Origin of the sequence: Streptomyces sp. NBC_00525 (genome assembly GCF_036346595.1) — a bacterium.
GTDB lineage: Bacteria > Actinomycetota > Actinomycetes > Streptomycetales > Streptomycetaceae > Streptomyces.
This window is the reverse complement of sequence record NZ_CP107834.1, coordinates 2,773,898-2,797,001: the sequence shown is the minus strand read 5'-3', so window position 1 is coordinate 2,797,001 and position 23,104 is coordinate 2,773,898. Positions and strand designations below refer to the sequence as shown.

The following is a 23,104-nucleotide window of genomic DNA, read 5'->3' as shown; positions in this document are numbered from 1 at the left end:
CCGCATTCCGGGCGGGCGCGGTGTGAGGCTCGCCACGAAAAGACCGTTCGCCCCGTTCCCGTCCGGCACCCGCCGACCGCTTCACTCAGCGCCACGAAGCGGGCCGGAGACCGATGCGTACGGTGGCCGGAAACGGTCGCCCGGTGGCCGGTGATCCGGGTGTCGCCTGCCCTGCGGCGGTTGCCGCGCGTAGATCAGGGACGGGTTGTGGTCACTGCGCGTGACTGCGGGGGAGGGGGTGGAACCGTGTTCCGGAGGGGCTTTCCCGGCGGTCCGGCGCGGCATCCCCAATTCGGACCAGTGGTCGATCTCCCCTACACTCGGTGGCGTGCCTCGTGGTGATGGACGACTCAACCACGACCTGCTCCCCGGAGAGAAGGGCCCCCAGGACGCTTGCGGCGTCTTCGGTGTCTGGGCTCCGGGCGAAGAGGTCGCCAAGCTCACCTATTTCGGACTGTATGCCCTGCAGCACCGTGGACAGGAGTCCGCGGGCATCGCAGTGAGCAACGGGTCCCAGATCCTGGTCTTCAAGGACATGGGACTGGTCTCGCAGGTCTTCGACGAAACCTCCCTGGGATCGCTCCAGGGCCATATCGCGGTCGGTCATGCCCGCTACTCCACCACCGGTGCCTCGGTGTGGGAGAACGCGCAGCCGACGTTCCGTGCCACCGCGCACGGCTCGATCGCCCTGGGCCACAACGGGAACCTGGTCAACACGGCCCGGCTCGCGGAGATGGTCGCCGACCTCCCGCGCAAGGACGGCCGCGCCACCCAGGTCGCCGCGACCAACGACACCGACCTGGTGACCGCCCTGCTCGCCGGCCAGACCGACGACGACGGCAAGCCGCTCACCATCGAGGAGGCCGCCGCCCAGGTGCTTCCCCAGGTGCGGGGCGCCTTCTCGCTGGTCTTCATGGACGAGCACACGCTCTACGCCGCCCGTGACCCGCAGGGCATCCGCCCGCTGGTCCTGGGCCGCCTGGAGCGCGGCTGGGTCGTCGCGTCGGAGTCCGCCGCCCTCGACATCTGCGGCGCCAGCTTCGTCCGCGAGATCGAGCCCGGTGAGCTGGTCGCCATCGACGAGAACGGTCTGCGCACTTCGCGATTCGCGGAAGCGAAGCCCAAGGGCTGTGTCTTCGAGTACGTCTACCTGGCCCGCCCCGACACCGACATCGCGGGCCGCAACGTCTACCTCTCCCGGGTGGAGATGGGCCGGCGGCTGGCCGCCGAGGCGCCCGTCGACGCCGACCTGGTCATAGCGACCCCGGAATCCGGGACCCCGGCCGCCATCGGCTACGCCGAGGCCAGCGGGATTCCGTTCGGCAACGGCCTGGTGAAGAACGCCTACGTCGGCCGGACCTTCATCCAGCCGTCCCAGACGATCCGCCAGCTGGGCATCCGCCTCAAGCTCAACCCGCTCAAGGAAGTCATCAAGGGCAAGCGCCTGGTGGTCGTGGACGACTCCATCGTCCGCGGCAACACCCAGCGCGCACTGGTCCGGATGCTCCGCGAGGCCGGTGCCGCCGAGATCCACATCCGGATCTCGTCGCCGCCCGTGAAGTGGCCCTGCTTCTTCGGCATCGACTTCGCGACCCGCGCCGAGCTGATCGCCAACGGCATGTCCGTCGAGGAGATCGGCACGTCGATGGGCGCCGACTCGCTCGCGTACATCTCGATCGACTCCATGATCGAGGCGACGACGATCGACAAGCCGAACCTGTGCCGCGCCTGCTTCGACGGTGAGTACCCGATGGAGCTCCCGGACCCGGAGCTGCTCGGCAAGCAGCTGCTGGAGACCGAGCTGGCGGCGGGCCCCGCGGCGACCGCGGCGTCCGACGCGCTGCGGCGTCCGTGATCCGGGCCGTCCGGCAGCCCTTCCCCGAGCCCCGTATTTCCACACGAAAGATCCCAGGCAATGTCTGAGACAACAGGTGCTTCCTACGCGGCAGCGGGCGTCGACATCGAGGCCGGCGACCGCGCCGTCGAGCTGATGAAGGAGTGGGTCAGGAAGACGCAGCGCCCCGAGGTCGCGGGCCTCGGCGGCCTCGGCGGCTTCGCGGGCCTCTTCGACGCCTCGGCGCTCAAGCGCTACGAGCGCCCGCTCCTCGCCTCCGCCACGGACGGCGTCGGCACCAAGGTCGACCTCGCCCGCCGCATGGGCGTGTACGACACGATCGGCCGCGACCTCGTCGGCATGGTCGTGGACGACCTCGTCGTCTGCGGCGCCGAGCCGCTCTTCATGACCGACTACATCTGCGTCGGCAAGGTGCACCCCGAGCGCGTCGCGGCCATCGTCAAGGGCATCGCCGAAGGCTGTGTGCTGGCCGGCTGCGCCCTGGTGGGCGGCGAGACGGCCGAGCACCCCGGCCTGCTGGCCGCGGACGACTTCGACGTCGCCGGAGCCGGTACGGGCGTGGTCGAGGCCGACCGCCTGCTGGGCCCCGACCGCATCCGCGAGGGCGACGCCGTGATCGCCATGGCGTCCTCCGGGCTTCACTCCAACGGGTACTCGCTCGTCCGCCACGTGGTCTTCGACCGGGCCGGCTGGACGCTGGACCGCCAGGTCGAGGAGTTCGGCCGGACCCTGGGCGAGGAGCTCCTGGAGCCCACCCGGATCTACTCGCTGGACTGCCTGGCCCTCACCCGTACGACCGAGGTGCACGGCTTCAGCCACGTCACCGGCGGCGGCCTGGCCAACAACCTGGCCCGCGTCATCCCGGACCACCTGCACGCCACGGTGGACCGCTCCACCTGGACGCCGGGCGCGGTCTTCGACCTCGTCGGCACGGTCGGCCGGGTCGAGCGGCTGGAGCTGGAGAAGACGCTCAACATGGGCGTCGGCATGATCGCGGTCGTGCCCGCCGACTCCGTGGACGCGGCGCTGACCACGCTGGCCGACCGGGGCGTCGACTCCTGGGTCGCCGGTGAGATCACCGCGCGCGGCGACCACACGACCGGCGCCGAGCTGGTGGGCTCGTACGCACGCTGAGCGGGAATGGCCGGGCCGACGGGCCCGGCCATTCACCGGCCGCGTTCGCCCTCCCGTCCGGGACCGCCCGGAACCGGGGCAGCACAAAACCCGGTCCGGAGCAGCTCCGGACCGGGATGATGTGTCAGCGCGAGGTCAAGCGCCGCGGCGCTTGGACGACGGACCGGACTGGTCGTTCTCGTCCTCGTCCTCGTCGTTGTACAGATCCGCGTACTGTGCGTACGGGTCATCTTCCTCGTCGTCATCCTCGAACGGCTCCGCGTTCGGTGGTTGACTCGAAGTCGATGCGCCCAGCTCACTGGCCAGACGCGACAGGTCCGTCCCGCCGGTGCTGTATTTCAGCTGGCGGGCGACCTTTGTCTGCTTGGCCTTTGCCCGGCCGCGCCCCATGGCTCGACCCCCTCGGTGACGGGGCTCGACGGCCCCAGAGTCTTGACACGCGTTCATGTTTCAGACCGGACTCTCAGCCGAGAGACCGTGCCTGTAGTGCTTCAACGGTACCTGCTTCCGCGGCCATACGGTACGCCGCCCGCATCAAGCGCCCCGGAAGCGGACCCGCGAGACGCGCCGTCCTCGCTGGTCAACTGCGATTTTAACCTCTTATCGGCCGACGACCCGCCGACCGGCGTGAGTCTTGTCTCGCCGGTCGGCGGGCCGGGGCCGTACGGGGGGGCGCGGATCAGCCGCGACGCGCCTCCGCCATCCGCTGCTCGGCGATCCGGTCGGCCGCGGCGGCCGGCGGAATGCCGTCTTCCTTCGCACGTGCGAAGATCGCGAGTGTGGTGTCGAAGATCTTCGCGGCCTTCGCCTTGCACCGGTCGAAGTCGAAGCCGTGCAGCTCGTCGGCGACCTGGATGACCCCGCCCGCGTTCACCACGTAGTCGGGTGCGTACAGGATGGCGCGGTCGGCGAGGTCCTTCTCGACGCCCGGGTGCGCGAGCTGGTTGTTGGCCGCGCCGCACACCACCTTCGCCGTGAGCACCGGCACCGTGTCGTCGTTCAGGGCGCCGCCCAGCGCGCACGGGGCGTAGATGTCCAGGCCCTCGGTGCGGATGAGCGCGTCGGTGTCGGCCGCCACGGCGACCTCGGGGTGGCGCTCGGTGATCCGGCGCACGGACTCCTCGCGCACATCCGTGATCACGACCTCGGCGCCGTCCGCGAGCAGGTGCTCGACGAGGTGGTGGCCGACCTTGCCGACGCCGGCGACCCCCACTTTTCGGCCACGCAGCGTCGGGTCGCCCCAGAGGTGCTGGGCGGAGGCCCGCATGCCCTGGAAGACACCGAACGAGGTGAGCACCGAGGAGTCGCCGGCGCCGCCGTTCTCGGGGGAGCGGCCGGTGGTCCAGCGGCACTCGCGGGCCACGACGTCCATGTCGGCGACGAACGTGCCGACGTCGCAGGCCGTGACGTAGCGACCGCCGAGCGAGGCCACGAACCGGCCGTAGGCCAGCAGCAGTTCCTCGCTCTTGATCTGCTCCGGGTCGCCGATGATGACGGCCTTGCCGCCACCGTGCTCCAGGCCGGCGAGGGCGTTCTTGTACGACATGCCCCGCGCGAGGTTCAGCGCGTCGGCGACGGCGTCCGCCTCGGAGGCGTACGGGTAGAAGCGGGTGCCGCCGAGGGCGGGGCCCAGGGCGGTGGAGTGGAGGGCGATGACGGCCTTGAGGCCGCTGGCCCGGTCCTGGCAGAGGACGACTTGTTCGTGTCCTCCCTGTTCCGAGTGGAACAGGGTGTGCAGGACATCGACAGGCGCGCCGGTCACATCGGTCACTGTGGTGACTCCCAAGTACGAAGCGGCGGAACGACCCTCCTGAAGGTGGGGAGGGCCCACCGGCCCGCCCGCGTGTGGGACGGCCCGGTGAGCAAGAGCGTAAGTCCTACCCCCACGTAGATCTGTTCCAGTGCCGAGGATCACCCCCCTGGGGGGTCCGGCCGTGACACGATCACCGCATGTCGGTGGTGTCTTCGGTGCTGGTTCCCTACGCGTCCTACCTCCGGGTGTACGAGCCACTGGCGGCCTTCCCGGAGCCCGAGCGCGCCCACTGGACCCGTTACGCGGCCCGCGACCGGATGCCCACGGCGCAGGACGAACTCCGGCGCTCGCTGGCCGACTTGGCGGCGACCCCGCCCGCCGGGGTGCCGGTGCACGAGAGCGCCGACGCGTTCGTGGCCGAGGTGGACGGCGTGGTGTGCGTGTGCCCGTGGCGGACCCGGCTGCGGGGCTGGCTGGCGCTGGACGGGCTGGCGGAGCTGTTCCCCGGTCCGGTGCTGGACGCGGTGCTGCCGCCGGTGGTGCGCGGCCAGGCGCTGGCGGACCACGAGCGGTGGGCGGCGCGCCATCCGGACGCCCGGCCGTGGATCAGGTCGGCGGTGTGGCAGGTCCCGGTCCGCTGGTTCGTGCTGTTCGCGGACGAGGAGCGGGAGCATGTGGCGGCCGGGCCGGACGGGGAGCCGCCGGTGTTCCGGTACCGGACGCCGATGGTCGAGGCGCGGCGCCGGCTGGCCAGGTCGCTGCGGACGCTGCGGGAGACGATGGACGAGGGTCCGCTGACCACGGGCCTGGTCGACGTCGGGCGGTGGCTGGAGGAGTTCCATCCGCGCGCGCTGGTGGAGCTGGACTACGGCGGGCTGGTGCACGCGCTGTCGGAGCGGCAGCTGAGCGACGACCGGAGCGCGGCCGACGTGGCGGAGGGCATCGCCGCGCTGCGGGCGGGGGACGCGGAGCGGGCCGCCGAGGCGTACGCGCGGCTCGCGGAGCGCTGGCGGGCCGTGAGGGACCGTCAGTTCGCCAACTGAGGGCGGAGCCGCCCCAAAGGAGACCGGACGGTCTGGGCGTCACTCCTGCGCGAGGGTGTGAACCTGTTCCCGGTGTGACCCGTGGGGGTGAAGTGGCCCCTGTGACGCAGGGGGTGGCGGGACCTACGTCCCGAACCGGGCCTTTGTCTCAACCGTGATGGATAGCACTTACGGGGCCCTTGCGCCCTTCCCTACCCCTCGTGCCAAAATAGGACAAGGAGTCCGGCGAGGGCTCCATCCGTCCATGTATGGGCGGATCGCTCAGCATTGCACGCTATGGGGGGTCTGATGACTCCTGATCGCTCTGTGACTGATCGTCACGGTGGTGTGACTGTCCGCTATGGCATGGTCCATCGGCTTTCCGTCGGTGATGGACACCTGGGAGGGCAATTCCATCGGTTTGGCCGACGTGGCTGGACGGATGGTGTAGTTGTAGTGCCGAGGACAAGCCGTTCGTCCTATAACCGACTCGGCCCGCGTCCGCCATTTCGGGCAACGCGGGTCAAGGTGCAGAATTTAGAGGAAAGAACCGAGATGGTTCGGTTCTCCCGAGGAGGCCGCTCATGACCGCTCGCACCCCTGATGCCGAGCCGCTGCTGACCCCGGCTGAGGTTGCCACGATGTTCCGCGTGGACCCGAAGACGGTTACCCGTTGGGCGAAGGCGGGCAAGCTCACGTCCATTCGCACGCTCGGCGGGCACCGCCGGTACCGCGAGGCGGAGGTCCGTGCCCTGCTGGCGGGCATTCCGCAGCAGCGCAGCGAGGGCTGACAAACCCCCTGTCACCCCTTCACACCTGGGCTTTTGGGTCCCCCAACCCGCTTGCCCGCTCATAGCTCCATATGACGGGCGCCCGCCCCAACGGGCGCCATACCCGTGCCAAGCGGGTCATGTCATCCGATCGCGCTGGACTCCGCCGGGTCCAGCGCGATTTTTTGTGCCCGCCGGCGGCCCGGTTCGTACCTCGCGGTACGTACCTCGCGGTACGGTTCCGCGCGCTGTCCGGGGTCTGCGGCCGGGAGCACCGGGGGTCGCCGGGGGGTGTCGCGGTGACAAACGGACGACATCCCTCCGGGGGGTGCAATTGCACATATTAAATTCGCCAGTTGTAGGAAGGGTGTAAAGTCCCCCCTTCTCAAAACTGATTCAGTGACACCCGTCACACCGCATGACTGTTGCCATCTACGAGCCTGCCACTGTGAGGAAGCCGATGGTGGAGCCGAAGGTCATGTCGTGGGAGGACTTACGTCCCCAGTCCCCGAAGCCCGTGCCGGGGCCCGCCGGCGCCCCGCGGGCGCCGTGGGCGGTCCGGCGGGGCTCTCGCCCGGCCGGACGCTCCGGGGGGCCGTCACGGGCTCCGTGGCGAGCCGCAGCAGCCGGGCGCAGACCGCGCAGCGCCGGGTGAGGTGCCGGTAGCCGGAAGCGGCGGCCAGATGGGCCCTCAGCAATGCCCGGACGGCGTGCCGGGGCCCCCTCCCGTGCTCCCGCGCCGACTCGGCCGTGGTTGCCCCCATCGCGCCACCTCCCGGTGGATGCGCGCCGCCCCGCTCCGGGAATCCGGGGGCGGGCCCTGGTTTCTGAGTACTCGTCGGCGGAGCCCGGAGTCAAGACGCGCGAAGGCCCGGATTCATGGAATCCGGGCCTTCGGTACTGCGGTCCTGACGGGATTTGAACCCGCGGCCTCCACCTTGACAGGGTGGCGAGCACTCCTAACTGCTCCACAGGACCAGGTTTCGCGGCCTTCCTCGCGTCCGGCTGCGAAAACAGACTGTACAGGAGTTCTGCGGGTGCGGTCGAACTCACCGCGGGTGGTGCCGCCGCTACGGTCCGGAGTCAGGGCGCGGCGGCGTCGATGGCCTTCACGATGCGCTTGTCCGAGACGGGGAACGCGGTGCCCAGGGCGTGCGCGAAGTAGCTCACCCGCAGCTCCTCGATCATCCACCGGATGTCCAGGACCTCCTGCGGGACGGGCCTGCCCTTCGGCAGCTGCTCCAGCAGCCAGGCGTACTCGTCCTGCATCTCGTGGACCTTGTCCATGCGCGTGGTGTCGCGCTGGACGTTGGTCGGCATCTGCTGGAGCCTGCGGTCCTCGGCGACCAGGTAGCGCATCAGGTCGGGCAGCCTGCGCAGCCCGGTCGCGGTGACGAAGCCGGGCGGCATCAGGCGCGCCAGGTGGTCGCGTACGTCCGTGACGTTGTTGATCAGCACCAGGCTGTTGGTGGTCTTGAGCCGGCGCTCGCACGCCTGCCAGGCCGCGAGGATCTGCTGCACCTGGCCGATCGTGCGGACGGTCAGGTCCACGAGGTCGGCGCGCACCTTGTCGAACAGCTTCCGGAACGACGCCTCGTCCCAGGCGGGGCCGCCGTGCGCCGCGATCAGCCGGTCCGCGGCCGCCGTCGCGCAGTCGTCGAACAGGGCCTGGACGGAGCCGTGCGGGTTGCGGGACAGGGCCAGCTTCTGCTGGTTCGTCAGCGTGTCCGAGGCGAACTTCGCCGGGTTCACCGGGATGTTCAGCAGAATCAGCTTCCGGGTGCCGCGCCACATCGCCTGCTGCTGCTCGGCCTCCGTGTCGAAGAGGCGTACGGCGACGGTGTCGCCCTGGTCGACGAGCGCCGGATACGCCTTCACCGGCTGACCGGCCCTGCGGGTCTCGAAGACCTTGTCCAGCGTGCCGATCGTCCAGTCCTTGAGGCCCGAGCGCTCGATGGACTCGCCGGAGGGCCCCGCGGTGGCCGCGGCGGCCTTGGAGAGGGCCTGCCGGGCCTTCGGGCGCAGCCGCAGCCGCAGCGCCTCCAGGTCCTTGTCCTCGGCGACCCTGCGGCGCCGCTCGTCCACGATCCGGAAGGTGATCTTGAGGTGGTCCGGGACCCGGCCCAGGTCGAAGTCGTCCGCGGTGACCGGGACGCCGACCATGCGCTGGAGCTCGCGGGCCAGCGTCACCGTGATCGGTTCCTGGAGGGGGACGGCCCGCTCCAGGAACTTGGCGGCGTAGTTCGGCGCGGGCACGTAGTGCCGGCGGACCGGCTTGGGCAGCGAGCGGATGAGTTCGGTGACGACCTCCTCGCGCAGGCCGGGGATCTGCCAGTCGAAGCCCTCGGCCGTGACCTGGTTCAGCACCTGGAGCGGAATGTGGACGGTGACCCCGTCGGCGTCCGCGCCCGGCTCGAACTGGTAGGTCACCCGGAACTTGAGCTTCCCCTGCCGCCAGGAGTCCGGGTAGTCGTCCTTGGTGACGGCCCCGGCCTTCTCGTTGATGAGCATCGAGCGCTCGAAGTCGAGCGCGTCGGGCTCGTCGCGGCGCTTGTGCTTCCACCAGGAGTCGAAGTGGGCGCCGGAGACGATGTGTTCGGGGATGCGCTGGTCGTAGAAGTCGAACAGCGTCTCGTCGTCCACCAGGATGTCGCGGCGCCGGGCGCGGTGCTCCAGCTCCTCGACCTCGCCGAGCAGTTTGCGGTTGGCGTGGAAGAACTGGTGGCGGGTGCGCCAGTCGCCCTCGACCAGGGCGTTGCGGATGAAGAGGTCCCGCGAGGTCTCCTGGTCGATCCGGCCGAAATTGATCTTGCGCTGGGCCACGATCGGCACCCCGTACAGGGTGACCCGCTCGTACGCCATGACGGCCGCCTGATCCTTCTCCCAGTGCGGTTCGCTGTAGGTGCGCTTCAGCAGATGCTGGGCCACCGGCTCGATCCACTCCGGCTCGACGCGGGCGTTGACCCGTGCCCACAGCCGGGAGGTCTCCACCAGCTCCGCGGACATCACGAACCGCGGCTGCTTCTTGAACAGCGCCGAACCGGGGAAGATCGCGAACTTGGCGCTGCGGGCGCCCAGGTACTCGTTCTTCTCGGTGTCCTTGAGGCCGATGTGCGACAGCAGCCCGGACAGCAGCGAGGTGTGCACCGACTGCTCGGACGCGTCCTCGTCGTTCAGGGAGATGCCCATCTGCTTGGCGACCGAGCGCAGCTGGGCGTAGATGTCCTGCCATTCGCGGATGCGCAGGAAGTTGAGGTACTCCTGCTTGCACATCCGGCGGAAGCTGGAGGAGCCGCGCTCCTTCTGCTGCTCGCGGATGTAGCGCCACAGGTTGAGGAAGGCCAGGAAGTCGGAGGTCTCGTCCTTGAACCGGGCGTGCTGCTGGTCGGCCTGCGTCTGTTTGTCGGAGGGCCGCTCGCGCGGGTCCTGGATGGAGAGCGCGGCGGCGATGACCATGACCTCGCGTACGCAGCCGTTGCGGTCGGCCTCGACGACCATCCGGGCCAGGCGGGGGTCCACCGGGAGCTGCGAGAGCTTGCGGCCGAGCGGGGTGAGCCGCTTTTTGGGGTCCTTTTCGGTGGGGTCGAGCGCTCCCAGCTCCTGGAGGAGCTGGACGCCGTCGCGGATGTTGCGGTGGTCCGGCGGGTCGATGAAGGGGAACTTCTCGATGTCGCCGAGGCCGGCGGCGGTCATCTGGAGGATGACGGAGGCCAGGTTCGTCCGCAGGATCTCCGCGTCCGTGAACTCCGGGCGGGTCAGGAAGTCGTCCTCGGAGTACAGCCGGATGCAGATGCCGTCCGAGGTACGGCCGCAGCGGCCCTTGCGCTGGTTGGCGCTGGCCTGCGAGACGGGCTCGATGGGCAGCCGCTGGACCTTGGTGCGGTGGCTGTAGCGGGAGATGCGGGCGGTGCCCGGATCGATCACGTACTTGATGCCGGGCACGGTCAGCGAGGTCTCGGCGACGTTCGTCGCCAGAACGATCCTGCGTCCGGTGTGGCGCTGGAAGACGCGGTGCTGTTCGGCGTGCGACAGGCGTGCGTAGAGGGGGAGCACCTCGGTGTGGCGCAGATTGCGCTTGTTGAGGGCGTCGGCGGTGTCGCGGATCTCCCGCTCGCCGGAGAGGAAGACCAGGACGTCGCCGGGGCCCTCGCCCTGCAGCTCGTCCACGGCGTCGCAGATGGCGGTGATCTGGTCGCGGTCGGCGTCCTCGGCGTCCTCTTCGAGCAGCGGCCGGTAGCGGACCTCGACCGGATACGTGCGCCCGCTGACCTCGATGATCGGTGCGTCGCCGAAGTGGCGCGAGAAGCGTTCCGGGTCGATGGTCGCGGAGGTGACGACGACCTTCAGGTCGGGGCGCCGGGGCAGCAGCCGGGCCAGATAGCCGAGCAGGAAGTCGATGTTCAGGGACCGCTCGTGGGCCTCGTCGATGATGATCGTGTCGTAGGCCAGCAGCTCGCGGTCCGTCTGGATCTCCGCGAGGAGGATGCCGTCCGTCATCAGCTTGACGAAGGTCGCGTCCGGGTTCACCTGGTCGGTGAAGCGGACCTTCCAGCCGACCGCCTCGCCCAGCGGCGTCTTCAGCTCGTCGGCGATCCGCTCGGCCACCGTGCGCGCGGCGATCCGGCGCGGCTGGGTGTGCCCGATCATGCCCCGGACGCCCCGGCCCAGCTCCATGCAGATCTTGGGGATCTGGGTGGTCTTGCCGGACCCGGTCTCACCCGCGACGATCACGACCTGGTGGTCGCGTATCGCCTCCAGGATCTCGTCCTTCTTCTGACTGACCGGGAGCTGTTCGGGGTAGGTGACGGCGGGCATCCGGCCGGCCCGCAGGCCGAGCCGTTCGGCCGCCTTGTCCGCCTGGGCGGCGATCTCGTCCAGCACGGCCCGCTGTGCCTCGGGCTTACGGATGCGGCGGGCTCCCTCGAGACGGCGGCCGAGCCGGTTCGCATCGCGGAGGGAGAGCTGTGCGAGCCGGGACTGGAGATCGGCGAAGGAAGTAGACATACGGACCCCAGGGTCTCACCCGGGCCGGAGGAACGGCGAACCCATTTCGCGCGAAGCGGCGGCCCGGCGGAGCCTGGTAGCGGACCGGCCCAGCCATTAGGATCACGCGCAACTCGGACCTGAAGGGATACGGGGCCGGCCGCCGCAGGGCGTGCCCCCCTCGGTGACGATGCGCGGAATACTCCTCGCCGGCGGTACGGGTTCCCGTCTGTGGCCGGCGACGCGGGCGGTGTCGAAGCAGCTTCTGCCGATCTTCGACAAGCCGATGATCTATTACCCGTTGACCACGCTGGTGATGGCGGGGGTGCGCGAGATCCTCATCGTGACCGGCCCCGACGACCGGCAGCACTTCCGCCGGCTGCTCGGCGACGGCTCGCAGTTCGGTCTGCGCCTGGAGTACCGGGTGCAGGAGCGCCCCGAGGGGATCGCCCAGGCGCTGTTGATCGGCGCGGACTTCATCGCGGACCAGCCGGTGGCGCTGGTGCTCGGGGACAACCTCTTCCACGGCGCCGGTCTCGGGACGCGGCTGCGGCGGTACGCCGATCCGGTGGGGGCGCGGATCTTCGCGTACCGGGTCGCCGACGCCTCGGCGTACGGCGTCGTGGAGTTCGACGCGGACGGCACCGCGCTGTCCATAGAGGAGAAGCCGGTGCGGCCGCGCTCGCGCTACGCGGTGCCCGGTCTCTACTTCTACGACAACCGTGTGGTCGGGATCGCGGCCGGTCTCGCCCCCAGCGCGCGGGGCGAGCTGGAGATCACGGCGGTCAACGAGGCGTATCTGCGGTGGGGCGAGCTGAAGGTGACGGCGCTCGACCGGGGCACGACCTGGCTGGACGCCGGGACGTTCGCCTCGATGGTCGGCGCGTCGGAGTACGTACGGGTCGTCGAGGAGCGGCAGGGGCTGAAGGTCGGCTGTCTGGAGGAGACCGTGTGGCGGTGCGGGCTGATCGACGACGCGCAGCTGCGCGCGCTGAGCGGGCCCCTGCTCGCCAGCGGCTACGGCCGCTACCTGCTGGATCTGCTGGACGAAGGGGGGACGGCCTGATGGACGTGCGTGCGCTGGGCATCGCGGGCGCCTGGGAGATCCGGCCGGTGCGCAGGGCCGATCCGCGCGGGCTCTTCCTGGAGTGGTACCGCGCCGATGTGCTCGCCGAGGCGGTGGGCCATCCGCTGCGGCTCGCCCAGGCCAATCTGTCGGTGTCCGCGCGCGGGGTGGTGCGGGGGGTGCACTACGCGGACGTGCCGCCGGGGCAGGCCAAGTACGTGACGTGCGTGCGGGGCGCCTGCCTGGACGTGGTGGTGGACCTGCGGACGGGCTCCCCGACGTACGGGCGCTGGGAGGCGGTGCGCCTGGACGACGTGCGGCGGGCGGCCGTGTATCTGGCGGAGGGGCTGGGGCACGCGTTCTGCGCGCTGGAGGACGACACGACGCTGAGCTATGTGTGCTCGGAGCCGTACCGGCCGGCGGCGGAGCACGCGGTGCATCCGCTCGATCCCGAGCTGGCCATCGACTGGCCGGTGGCGCGGCCCCTGCTGTCCGAGCGGGACCGGGCGGCGCCGACGCTGGAGCGGGCGCGGGCGGCGGGGACACTGCCGGAGTACGCGGCGTGCCGTGCTTACAGCGGCGGACTCCGGACAGCGAACACCTTCGCCGAATAAATTCCACTTTCAAGTTTCGCGGCTACTGGAGCAGCGGACTCCGCTTGTGGGCGCGTCGAGGCCGCCGGCGGCCGTGACGGGGTCGCCAGGACGTTTCGGCGGGTGCCGTCACGCCATCTTTTGTCCGTTTTTTGGATGTGATCATCTTGGGATGCTCCATGATCAGCAGTGTTATTCCCGCTGAATCGGACAATCGGTGATCTTCTTCCGCTTCAATACAGACTCTTTACACCCCTTCACGTGGGTGCCATGATTGGCGCACGCCGGGAGCGTGATGGAAATAACACGGACATCGTGTGATGGTCGTGTCCATTCCGAGGGCGGTCGGCGCTATTGATTATCGGGGGGCTTTACGTGACTGGCTATTCGGTTCTGGTGCCTTTCTTACCCAGGCGCCCCGAGCAGTTGCTTCCTTATGCCGGCCTGGTCCAGTGGACCCGGGCCGAGCGCCTGTGGCAGGGGCAGGCACTGTATGTGGAGCCGCACCAGGGCTTCGCGCATGCCGCCGGCGCGGGTTTCCGGGTGCCGGTCGGGCTCGGCGTCACGCTGATGCCGCTGCGGCACCCGTACGAGGCGGCCGTGCAGGCGCGGTCCGTGGCGCTGGCGACGGGACAGCCGGTGGTGGCCGGATTCGGTCCCGGCGGCCGCTCGATGCAGCGCAGCCTGCTGGGCCAGCCGTACCGCAGTCCGCTGACCGCGGCGCGCGAGTACCTGACGATCGTGCGCGGGCTGCTCGCCAACGAAGTCGTCGACGTCAAGGGCGAGTTCGTCTCGTTCCAGGGCGCGCTTCCCGCCTTCCCCGCCCCACCCGTCGAGCTGGGGCTCGGCGTGCTCAGACCGGCCATGGCACGGCTCGCGGGCGAGATCGCCGATGTGGCGATCACCTGGTTGACCCCCGCCTCCTATCTGGCCGACATCGTGCTTCCGGCGCTGCGTGAGGGAGCCGCGCGAGCGGGTCGGCCGGTACCCCGGCTGACCGCGATCGTGCCGGTGGCGCTGGAGCGCGAGGGGCTGGGTCCGGACCGGATCGCGCTCGCGAGCAACATGGCGCATCTCAAGGGCCCCCACTACATCGACATGCTGCGCCGGGCCGGCGTCGGCGTGGGCGGTGAAGACGTCGAAGCCGATGCGAAAGCACTTGTGGCGGGCGGCGCATTTCTGAGCGGGGACACCGGTCAGGTGCTCGATCAATTGCTGGCCTATGAAAAGGCGGGCGTTGACGAAGTGGTGCTGAATGTGACCGGGGTATTCAATGCCGCCGGTGCGCAGGAAGCGATGTCCGATCTCAAGAAAATCCTTTCTGCTCTTCCTTCCGTTTAGGTTCCGGATCTGAATTTCCGCGCGTTCATGTGCGCGGGGTTGCCGTCATGGAATTTATTTCTTGCTGAGTCATCGAGGAGGGTGTGTCATGTCCGCGCTGAAAGTGCGCCTGATGAGCTGGTCGACGGGGCGTGCGACCACGGCCCCGGTCGCGCCGCGTGCCGCCGGCACCGTCGTGCTGGAGGACGCCGCGCACCTGGACGCCCTGCTCGCCTCGGACGCGGTGGACGACGACACCATGATCTTCGTACCGGGTGCGGCCGGCTCCGCCGCCGAGCCCGGTGACGGCCCCGAACTCGTGCCCTACGAGGGCTCGCTCGCCGAGCCGGGCACCGAGTTCACGCACGACCCCGGCTTCTACCTCCAGATCCAGGCGTACGGCATCAGCGAGTACATGTCGATCGTCGGGCCCACGGTCGTCCGGGTGGCGGACGAGGGCGACTTCGAGGCGTACCTCAACGACGCCGACCGCGCCTACGAGGAGGGCGGCTTCGCCGACTTCCTCACCAACCCGGCCATCCAGCTCGCCGACCTCCCGGCCCTCGGCGCCGGACCGGCGGGCGACGGCCCCGGACTCCGGCTCCACGCCGGGCCCTCGGGAACGCTGTCCACCTCGCCCGGCGGCACCCCGCTCGGCACCGTGGGCGACGGCTTCGGGCAGCTCACCGAGGTGTGGACGCGGGCCAACGCGCAGTCCGACGCGCCGTGCGCCGTCTGCCTGGGCAGCGCCGTCCCGGAGCCGGTCCGCGCCGCCGCGCTGGCCGCCCGGCCCTGGCTCGGCCGCTACCTCGCCGCCGTACAGGCCCTGCGCGACCTGCGGGCCCGGGGCATCGTCGTCGACGGCGTCTCCGGGTTCGGGGAGCGCCTCGTGTCCGGGCTCGCCGACCACGGCGACCCCGCCGACACCGTGCACGCCGACCGGCTCCTGCTGCTGCGGGCCGGCGAGGACCTGTACGCCCACGAGCCCCGGCGCGGGCGCAGCTTCCGGCTCGGCCGCGACGTCGCCGAGGCCGCCGAGGCGCTGCTCGTGTGCGACTCGGCCGACGTGGCCGCCTCGTACGTGGAGCGCGCCCGCCTCGACACCGTGGGCGAGCGGTTCGGCGCCGCCGGGCTCGCCCTCACGACGCGGCCCCTCGCAGCGGCGGGGAAGTGACGCGGGCATGAGAACGGACGGGATCGCGCTGCCGGAGGCCGGCATCGCCGGACGGGCGGCCACGCTCCTCGCCGAACTCGGCGAGCGCGCCGAGTGCTGCAGCCTCTACGACGAGGACGGCTCCTCGATCTACCACGAGCTGGCACAACAGGACCACCACGAGGTGCGGGAGCTGATCTCCCTCGTCCGGGGCACCGCCCCCGGACCCGTGCTCGACCTCGCGGCGGGCTCGGGCCGGCTCACGATGCCGCTGCTCGCCCTGGGGCGCGAGGTCACCGCGCTCGAACTCTCCCCGAGCATGCTCGACCTGCTGCGCGAACGCCTCGAACGGGCGCCGGCCGGGCTGCGGGGCCGGGCCACGCTCGTGCGGGGCGACATGAGCGACTTCGCGCTGGGGAGCGCCTTCGCCTGCGTGGTCCTGGCCACCACCTCGATCTCGCTGCTGGACGAGGCCGGCCGCGCGGGGCTCTACGCCTCCGTGCGCCGCCATCTGGCACCCGGCGGCAGGTTCCTGCTCACCACGGTCGACCTGGACGGATCGGCCCCCGCCGAGCGGGAGTTGAACTTCAGCACGGCGGCGGGCAACGACTACCGGATGTTCGAGTACTGGGAACCCGGCATGGAGGCCCGCGTCGTCTCGATCTTCCCGGCCCGGTACGACGAGGGCCCGGTACGGGTGGGCCTCACCAGCATCCGTGTGCTCCCCGCCGACCGGCTGGAGGCGGAGCTGAACGCGAGCGGTCTGCGGGTCGCCACCCGCCACCCGCTGCCCCCGGTCGGCGAGCGCCATCACAGCACACTCCTCGAAGTGGAGGTCGCGGCATGACCACGACGGATACGCACACCGGCCGGGCCACCGGTCCGCAGACGGCCGGTCCGGGCACCGCCGCCCTCTGGCCGAACCTCCTGCCCCCCGAGCACCACGGCAAGGACGAGCTGTGCACCGTCTCCGCCCACGGCGTCCGGGTCCGCTTCGCCGACGGCCGGGAACTGCTCTGCGGCTCCAGCGGCCTGTGGAACACCAACCTCGGCTACGGCAACGAGGCGGTGGCCCGGGCCGGCGCCGAGGCCCTGCTCAACGCCTCCTACCTCAGCACCTTCCGCTACGAGAACGTGTACGCGCGCCGCGCCGCCGAGGCCCTGGTGGACGTCGCGGGCGCCGGGCACTACGGCCGGGTGCTGTTCTCGACCTCCGGCGGAGCGGCGAACGACCTCGCCATGAAGGTCGCCCGGCACTACCACGCGCTGCGCGGCCAGGAGCGCCGCAAGGTCGTCGTCGGCCTGCGCGGCAGCTACCACGGGCTGACCTTCGGCGGCTTCGCCCTCACCGGCGAGGACCTGGGGCAGCAGTTGTACGGGGTCGACCAGCGGCTCGTGCGGCACGTGCCCCCGAACGACGCCGGGGAGCTGGAGCGGCTCCTGGCCCGGCAGGGCGCCCAGATCGCCGCCGTCGTCGTCGAGCCGGTGCTCGGCTCCGGCGCGATCCCGCTCGACGACGCCTACATCGCGGACCTGCTCCGGCTGCGCGAGGAGCACGGCTTCCTGCTCGTCGCGGACGAGGTCGCGACCGGCTTCGGCCGGACCGGCGACTTCTTCGCCTCGCAGCGCTGGCCGGCGCCGCCCGACCTGATGATCGTGTCCAAGGGGCTGACGAACGGCACCAGCGCGGCCGCCGCCGTCATCGCCGCCCGTACCGTCGCCGACGCCTTCCACGAGGCCGGGGCGCTCCTGAGCCACGGCGAGACCCAGGCCGGGACGCCCGTCACCTGCGCGACGATCCTCGCGACGCTCGCCGAGATGAGCCGCCTGGACGTGGTGGCGCGGGCTCGGGTGCTCGGCGAGACGCTCACCCGCGAACTCGACGCGCTGGCCGCCACCCACCCGTACGTGAGCGGCTCCACGGGGCGCGGCTGCTTCCGCTCCGTCCGTCTCACGGCGGAGCCCGACGGCACCGAACCCTTCCCGCTGACCGAGGTACCCGCGCTCGTCACGGAGATCCGGCGGGCGGGCGCGATCGTCCACCCCGGCCTGCACGGCGTCCAGCTCATCCCGGCGCTCACCTACACCGAGGCCGAGGCCGCCGAACTGTTCGCCTGCGTGCGGGCGGGGCTCGACGCCCACCTGGCGAACACCGGGCGGGCGACGGCATGACCGCGGCCGTGCTCCCGCCACCCGACCGCGTCACCCTCACCGGGACCGACGCGCTGGCCGCCCGCATCGGACGGGACGCCGGGCTGAACGCCCCCGGCCGCACCGTCCTGCTCGTGGACGGCGGTGTCCTGGACACCCCGGTCCACCGCGGCCTGACCGCGGTGCTGGGCGCACGCCCGTACGAGTCCCTGACGCTGACCGGCGCCGGAGACGTGGACGACGTACTCGCGCTCGCCACCCGGCTGGAGGGCGCGGCGAGGGTGTTCGCCCTGGGGGGCGGCGCGCTGCTCGACCGGGCGAAGCTGGCGACGCTGGCCGCCGCCGGCCGGGCGGTCGCGGGCCGGCTGACCGTGCCCCAGCGCTCCGGACTCGTCGTGCTCACCCGCGTACCGCCGCGTCCCATGCCGCTGATCGCCGTGCCGACCACCATCGGCACGGGTTCGGAGGCCAGCGCGGTGGCCTGCCTCGGCTACCCGGACGCCAAACGGCTCGTCATGGCGGCCGAACTGCGGCCCGAGTTCGCGGTGCGCGATCCGCTCGCCACCGCGACGCTGCCCAGGCACCTGTTCGTCGAGGGCGTCCTGGAGGCGTTCTTCCGCCTGGTCAGCCCCTACATCGGGGACCACGCCGACCAGCCGGAGCCGGACGCGCGGGTGCGGGCGGTGGCCGCGGAGCTGCTGGGCCTCGGCTACGAGGTCGTGGCCACGACCCGGACCGGAGGGCCGGCCACGACGGCCCAGCGGGAGCGCGCGGCCCGGCTCAGCGCCGAGATCCACACCCGGCACTTCCACGACGAGCGCGACCCGTACGCCGTCAAGGGCTGGCTGGTCGCCAACGAGATCTCCACCGTGCTCGGACTGCGGAAGATGACGGCGGTCGCCGCACTGCTGCCACCGCTGTGGCGGGCCATCGACCGGGGCGAGACCCGCCTCGGCTCCCGGCGGCGGCTGCGCGGGCTGTGGTCCGCCGTCCGCGCCGGGGCGGGGCAGCCGCTGCCCGCCGACCCGGCGGACGGTGTGGCCGCGCTCATCGACGCCTGGGGCGTCGGACGGCGCGTCACCGCCGCCCCCGGGGCGACCGCGGCGCTCGCGCACCGCATCGTGCGGGTGTGGGGCGCGGGGCTGCCGATGCTCGGCGGCCTCGGCCACGCGGAGGTGCTGAGGCTGCTGCGGGCGACCGTGATGGAGCCCGGCCCCGCGCCGGGCCCGCCGGGACCGGTCCGGCCGCGGGCGGGCGCCGCCGCCCGCCCCGCCGGGGAGCGACTGGCCCCGGCCACCTAGGACTTCCACCGCGCTCATCCGGTGACGGGGAGGCGCGGCGGGGGATGAAAAGTACGCAACATGACAAGAAGGAGGGGACATGCAGGAGACTCCCGAGCCGCTGCTCGAACTCGGTATGCAGGAGCTTGAGGCCATGGACGCGCCGGGCTGGGCGACGGGCATCGGCGTGGTCGTCGGCGTGATCGTCAGCGCCTCGGCCGCCTACGGCAGCGCCGCCGTCTCGGTGTCGCTCCTCACCTGATTCCCGGGGAGAGGCGGTCCCCGTACCGGGCGGCCACCACTTCCGGATACAGACCGACCACTCATCACGAAGAGAGGTGTGACACATGATCATGGAAGAGACCAAGGAGATCGCTCCGCTGCTCGAACTGGGCATGCAGGAGCTGGAGGCCATGGACGCTCCGGGGTTCTGGACCGGAGTCGCGATCGGCGTCGCGATCAGCGGTGTCGCCGCGGCCAGCGCCGCGGTCAGCGTGGCCGTCAGCATCGCCACCTGATGCTGAGAAGTAGCTGAGCGTCGATGCCGTGGTGACGGGCAGCATCCGCCACCACGGCATCGGCCCAGTGAGCACAGTACCGAACACCATGAGGTGGAGGAGAGACATGAACCGCAGGAGCGCCGTCGGCCTCGCCCTGTCCGTCGCCGGTCTCGGCGTGCTGGTCGCACTGGCCGCCGTCGCGACCGCACTCGAACTGGACGGTTCGTCACGTATTGTCGTGACCGCCGTCATCGTCTTTGCCATCGCAGGGGCCTCCGCCCTGGTCGGAGCCGCCGCGGTCAGGGGCAACCGCGGTCAGGAGCAGCCGTGAGCGAGCCCGCGGTCATCGAATTCCACGGGGTGACGAAGCGGTTCGGCGCGCTGACCGCCGTCGAGGACCTCTCCTTCGCCGTCCGCCCCGGCCGTATCGTCGGTCTCCTCGGCCGCAACGGGGCCGGCAAGAGCACCGCCCTGCGCGTCCTCCTCGGCCTCGCCCGCGCCACCACCGGGCACGCCACGCTCTTCGGACAGCCGTACGAGAAGCTGCCGGACGCCGCCCGGCGGGTGGGCGTCAGCATGGATTCGACCGGTCCGATGCCGGGCACGACCGGCCGCCGCGACCTGCGGATCTGGGCGCGCACCCTGGGCCTGCCGCTGTCCCGTGTCGACGAGGTGCTCGACCAGGTCGGCCTCACCGACGGCGCCGACCGCAAGGTCAAGGGCTACTCCACCGGCATGAAGCAGCGCCTGGCGCTCGCCACCGCGCTGCTCCCCGACCCCGAACTCCTCGTCCTGGACGAGCCGGTCAACGGCCTCGACCCGGACGGCATCCGCTGGCTGCGCGAACTGCTGCGCTCCTTCGCGGCGGAGGGCCGGACCATCCTGCTCTCCAGCCACCTCCTCGCCGAGGTCGAGCAGACCGTCGACGACGTCGTGATCCTCCAGCGCACGCTGCGCTTCGCGGGCGAGCTGTCGCAGCTCACCGGCGACGGCGCCGAGCGCCTGGAAGACCGTTTCTTCGAACTGGCCGGAACCGCCGGGGGGGCCCGTGTCTGACGCACTGCGCGGTGAATGGCTCAAGGCGTGGACCGGCAAGGCCTGGCTCGTGCTGATGCTCTGCGGCATCTACATGTCGCTGATGGCGGCCTTCGGTTACGGCTCCGAGGGCTCCAAGGCCATCGACAACGGCACCGCGACCCTCGCCTCGGTGACCGACGACGTCGTCCGCGCGTGGATGATGACCTTCCTCTTCGCGTCCCTGTACGGCGCGGTCGTCGTCACCCGTGAATACGGCTCCGGCTCGATCAGCCGCTCCGTCCTGCTGACCGGGCGCTCCCGGCTGTTCGGCGCCAAGCTGGCGATCGGCGCGGTCATGGGCGCCGTCTTCGGACTGCTCGCCGTGGTCTGCTCGGTGCTGTCCGCCTGGGGCGTCATGTCCACCTTCGGCCGGGACTTCGAGTGGACGAAGGAGACGACGCTCATCGCGCTGGGCGTGTTCGTCTGCAACGTGCTCGCCGCGCCCTGGGGCGTCTTCCTCGGCTGGATCATCCGCCACCAGATCGCGGCCGTCGTCGCGGTGATGGCCCTGACCCTGCTGATGGACCCCGGCATCCAGCGGCTGGCGCCGGAGGCGGCGAGCTATCTGTTCACCATCGCCATGAGTTCGATCTACCGGGACGTGGGCCATGTGCTGCTCTCGCCGCAGGTCGCGCTCCTGGTCATCGCGGGCTGGCTCGCGGCCGCCGGGTTCGCCGCCTACCGATTCTTCCGCGTCCGAGACCTCACCTGAGCGCGTTCGAGACCTCATCCGATCGCGTTCGTGACCTCACCTGATAAGGCAGGCAGACCGTATGTCCACCAAGGCCGAGACGCCGCCCGTGCCCCCGGAACTGCTCGCCCGCCCCCGGCTCGCCCCCGATGTCTCGGTGCACGAGCCGGCCGCCGAGGGCGCGCCGTGGCTGATCCAGCAGGGGTCGGCGCGCTACCTCCGGGTCCAGCCCGACCTGGCCCGGCTCGCCCTGGCGCTCAACGGGACGCGGGACCACCCGCTGCTGGCCGAGATCCTGGGCGAGCCGTGGACGGCCGAAGCGGTCTCGACCGCCGTGGACATGCTGGCGTCGGGCCGGCTGCTCGACAACGGTGAGTCGGTCCGCCGGAGCGGCCGCCGCTTCAAGTTCATACCGCCGATGACCGTGCAGTTCACGATCCTGCGGCCCGACCGCATGCTGCGGGCCCTGGCGCCGCTGGTCCGGGTGCTGACGGGCCGGGCCGGGACCGCCGCGGCCGCCGTGCTCGCGCTGGGCGGGCTGATGGTGCTCGCGGCCCAGTCGGCCGGCCTGAACGCCGCGCTCGGGCGGCCGCTCGGCCTCGGCACGTACCTCGCGATCTTCGTGGGCATCCTGGCCACGACCGCCGTGCACGAGTTCGGCCACGGAGCCGTCCTCACCCACCACGGGGGACGCCCGGCACGCATGGGCGTCATGCTCTTCTACCTCTCGCCCGCCTTCTTCTGCGATGTGACGGACGGCTGGCGGCTGCCGCGCAAGGGACAGCGGGTCGCCGTCGCCCTGGCCGGGATCGCCACCCAGGTCGTCATCGCCGGGGGCGCGGCCGCGGCCTCCGTCTTCTTCTCCGGCGAGGCCCGCGACGGGCTCCTGATCTTCTCGTTCGTCACGTACATCGCGGGCATCCTCAACCTGATGCCGTTCGTCAAGCTCGACGGCTACATCGCGCTGATGAGCCACCTCGACGTGCCGCATCTGCGCGACCGGGCGCTCGTCGACGGGCGCCGCGCGGTGGCCCGGCTGCTGTTCGGCGGGCGGTACACCCGCAAGCTTCCCGAACTCGGCCGCTGGGCCGTGCCGTTCGGGCTCGTCTGCATGGCCTTCCCGCTCTATCTGATCGCCACGGCGATCGGCCTGTGGGGCGACGCCCTGCAGCGCATCGGCATCATCGGCGCGTGGCTCATGCTCTGCGGGCTCGGCTACCTCTGCTACCACCTCGGCCGCGGCTTCCTGCGCGTCCTGCGCGAGGCGCGGGCCGGCGGCGCGGGAACGGTACGGCTCGGCATCGGCGCGGTGCTGGCCGCCGGGGCGCTCACGGCCGTACTCGCGCTCGTCCAGATCCCGTACACGGTGACCGCGGGCTACGAGGTGCGCGACGACGGCACCGCCGTGTTCCTGCTGCCGCCCTCCGCCGACCGCTCCGTGATGGAGAAGGGCGCGCAGGTGCGCCTCTACCGGGTGGGGCTCGCCGCGAAGGCCGAGACCGGGCACGGTGTGATCGCCTCGGACCGGCCGGAGTCCACCACCGCGCCGCTCTCCGCGTTCCTGCCGCTGCGGGCCGACTCGCTGCCCACCCCCGCCGACGGCTACCGGCTGGAGCTCACGAAGGCCCCCGACGCCCGGATCGGCGGAGCGGTCGTGGACGCGGGCAGCATGCCCGCCGGGAAGTGGCTGTACGTCAAGTACGTGCTGCCCGCCTTCCGCTGGTAGCACGGCACCCGCCGGTTCGCACTCTCTGCC

Annotated in this window: 21 protein-coding genes and 1 tRNA gene; 17 read left to right on the top strand and 5 right to left on the bottom strand. The window is 71.2% G+C overall.

Features of this window, described 5'->3' with window-relative positions:
* Nucleotides 1-328: 328 nt before the first annotated feature.
* Both purF and purM read left to right on the top strand, forming a co-directional pair.
* The gene (purF, locus tag OG710_RS12410) at nt 329-1,855 is read left to right on the top strand and encodes an amidophosphoribosyltransferase (protein WP_330239385.1); all 1,527 of its coding nucleotides are present in this window, start codon (nt 329-331) and stop codon (nt 1,853-1,855) included.
* A gap of 60 nt (nt 1,856-1,915) precedes the next feature.
* Nucleotides 1,916-2,989, top strand: a complete 1,074-nt coding sequence (gene purM, locus OG710_RS12405; protein ID WP_330239384.1) for a phosphoribosylformylglycinamidine cyclo-ligase — start codon at nt 1,916-1,918, stop codon at nt 2,987-2,989.
* 135 nt (nt 2,990-3,124) lie between these two features.
* On the opposite strand, the gene OG710_RS12400 is transcribed toward purM, so the two are convergent.
* Nucleotides 3,125-3,379, bottom strand: a complete 255-nt coding sequence (locus tag OG710_RS12400) for a DUF3073 domain-containing protein (protein WP_330239383.1) — start codon at nt 3,377-3,379, stop codon at nt 3,125-3,127.
* A 289-nt stretch (nt 3,380-3,668) separates the two neighbouring features.
* Entirely contained in the window at nt 3,669-4,760 is a 1,092-nt protein-coding gene (locus tag OG710_RS12395; RefSeq protein ID WP_330239382.1) for a Leu/Phe/Val dehydrogenase, read from the bottom strand.
* Between the two features lie 179 nt (nt 4,761-4,939).
* Between OG710_RS12395 and OG710_RS12390 the strand changes: the two genes are divergently transcribed.
* Both OG710_RS12390 and bldC read left to right on the top strand, forming a co-directional pair.
* Nucleotides 4,940-5,785 (top strand): hypothetical protein, encoded by an 846-nt coding sequence (locus OG710_RS12390; protein ID WP_330239381.1) that lies wholly within the window; start codon nt 4,940-4,942, stop codon nt 5,783-5,785.
* A gap of 563 nt (nt 5,786-6,348) precedes the next feature.
* Nucleotides 6,349-6,555, top strand: a complete 207-nt coding sequence (gene bldC / locus OG710_RS12385) for a developmental transcriptional regulator BldC (RefSeq protein WP_020869672.1) — start codon at nt 6,349-6,351, stop codon at nt 6,553-6,555.
* A gap of 455 nt (nt 6,556-7,010) precedes the next feature.
* Here the strand turns inward: bldC and OG710_RS12380 are convergent, their stop codons facing one another.
* The 3 genes from OG710_RS12380 to hrpA all read right to left on the bottom strand — a co-directional run bounded on the left by OG710_RS12380 (nt 7,011) and on the right by hrpA (nt 11,538).
* Nucleotides 7,011-7,298, bottom strand: coding sequence for a DUF6274 family protein (locus OG710_RS12380; RefSeq protein ID WP_330239380.1), 288 nt, complete (start codon nt 7,296-7,298; stop codon nt 7,011-7,013).
* Nucleotides 7,299-7,437: 139 nt separating this feature from the next.
* A tRNA-Asp gene (locus OG710_RS12375) sits at nt 7,438-7,512 on the bottom strand.
* Between the two features lie 105 nt (nt 7,513-7,617).
* Complete coding sequence (gene hrpA / locus OG710_RS12370) at nt 7,618-11,538, bottom strand: ATP-dependent RNA helicase HrpA (protein ID WP_330239379.1); 3,921 nt, start codon at nt 11,536-11,538, stop codon at nt 7,618-7,620.
* Between the two features lie 169 nt (nt 11,539-11,707).
* On the opposite strand from hrpA, the gene rfbA reads away from it, so the two are divergent.
* The 13 genes from rfbA to mpaP all read left to right on the top strand — a co-directional run bounded on the left by rfbA (nt 11,708) and on the right by mpaP (nt 23,074).
* Nucleotides 11,708-12,583, top strand: coding sequence for a glucose-1-phosphate thymidylyltransferase RfbA (gene rfbA, locus OG710_RS12365; RefSeq protein WP_330239378.1), 876 nt, complete (start codon nt 11,708-11,710; stop codon nt 12,581-12,583).
* The gene (locus OG710_RS12360) at nt 12,583-13,197 is read left to right on the top strand and encodes a dTDP-4-dehydrorhamnose 3,5-epimerase family protein (RefSeq protein ID WP_330239377.1); all 615 of its coding nucleotides are present in this window, start codon (nt 12,583-12,585) and stop codon (nt 13,195-13,197) included. The genes rfbA and OG710_RS12360 overlap by 1 nt, the downstream gene beginning before the upstream one ends.
* A gap of 354 nt (nt 13,198-13,551) precedes the next feature.
* The gene (locus tag OG710_RS12355) at nt 13,552-14,517 is read left to right on the top strand and encodes an LLM class flavin-dependent oxidoreductase (protein ID WP_330239376.1); all 966 of its coding nucleotides are present in this window, start codon (nt 13,552-13,554) and stop codon (nt 14,515-14,517) included.
* An 88-nt stretch (nt 14,518-14,605) separates the two neighbouring features.
* Complete coding sequence (mpaB, locus tag OG710_RS12350; RefSeq protein WP_330239375.1) at nt 14,606-15,670, top strand: daptide biosynthesis RiPP recognition protein; 1,065 nt, start codon at nt 14,606-14,608, stop codon at nt 15,668-15,670.
* Nucleotides 15,671-15,677: 7 nt separating this feature from the next.
* The gene (gene mpaM / locus OG710_RS12345) at nt 15,678-16,496 is read left to right on the top strand and encodes a daptide-type RiPP biosynthesis methyltransferase (RefSeq protein WP_330239374.1); all 819 of its coding nucleotides are present in this window, start codon (nt 15,678-15,680) and stop codon (nt 16,494-16,496) included.
* Nucleotides 16,493-17,821, top strand: coding sequence for a daptide-type RiPP biosynthesis aminotransferase (gene mpaD / locus OG710_RS12340; protein WP_330239373.1), 1,329 nt, complete (start codon nt 16,493-16,495; stop codon nt 17,819-17,821). The genes mpaM and mpaD overlap by 4 nt, the downstream gene beginning before the upstream one ends.
* Nucleotides 17,818-19,101 (top strand): daptide-type RiPP biosynthesis dehydogenase, encoded by a 1,284-nt coding sequence (gene mpaC / locus OG710_RS12335; RefSeq protein WP_330239372.1) that lies wholly within the window; start codon nt 17,818-17,820, stop codon nt 19,099-19,101. The genes mpaD and mpaC overlap by 4 nt, the downstream gene beginning before the upstream one ends.
* 79 nt (nt 19,102-19,180) lie before the next feature.
* Nucleotides 19,181-19,342 carry a daptide-type RiPP gene (locus tag OG710_RS12330; RefSeq protein WP_199564806.1) on the top strand — a complete coding sequence of 54 codons (162 nt, stop codon included), beginning with the start codon at nt 19,181-19,183 and terminating at the stop codon, nt 19,340-19,342.
* Between the two features lie 85 nt (nt 19,343-19,427).
* Entirely contained in the window at nt 19,428-19,598 is a 171-nt protein-coding gene (locus OG710_RS12325) for a daptide-type RiPP (RefSeq protein ID WP_158564900.1), read from the top strand.
* 106 nt (nt 19,599-19,704) lie between these two features.
* A complete protein-coding gene (locus OG710_RS12320; protein ID WP_111336316.1) occupies nt 19,705-19,911 on the top strand; it encodes a hypothetical protein in 207 nt (68 codons plus the stop codon).
* Nucleotides 19,908-20,636, top strand: a complete 729-nt coding sequence (locus tag OG710_RS12315; RefSeq protein ID WP_111336313.1) for an ABC transporter ATP-binding protein — start codon at nt 19,908-19,910, stop codon at nt 20,634-20,636. The genes OG710_RS12320 and OG710_RS12315 overlap by 4 nt, the downstream gene beginning before the upstream one ends.
* Nucleotides 20,629-21,369: an ABC transporter permease gene (locus OG710_RS12310; RefSeq protein ID WP_330239371.1), complete on the top strand. Its 741-nt coding sequence runs from the start codon at nt 20,629-20,631 to the stop codon at nt 21,367-21,369. Before OG710_RS12315 ends, OG710_RS12310 begins: the two co-directional genes overlap by 8 nt.
* A 61-nt stretch (nt 21,370-21,430) precedes the next feature.
* Nucleotides 21,431-23,074, top strand: coding sequence for a daptide biosynthesis intramembrane metalloprotease (gene mpaP, locus OG710_RS12305; RefSeq protein ID WP_330239370.1), 1,644 nt, complete (start codon nt 21,431-21,433; stop codon nt 23,072-23,074).
* The last annotated feature ends 30 nt before the right edge of the window (nt 23,075-23,104 follow it).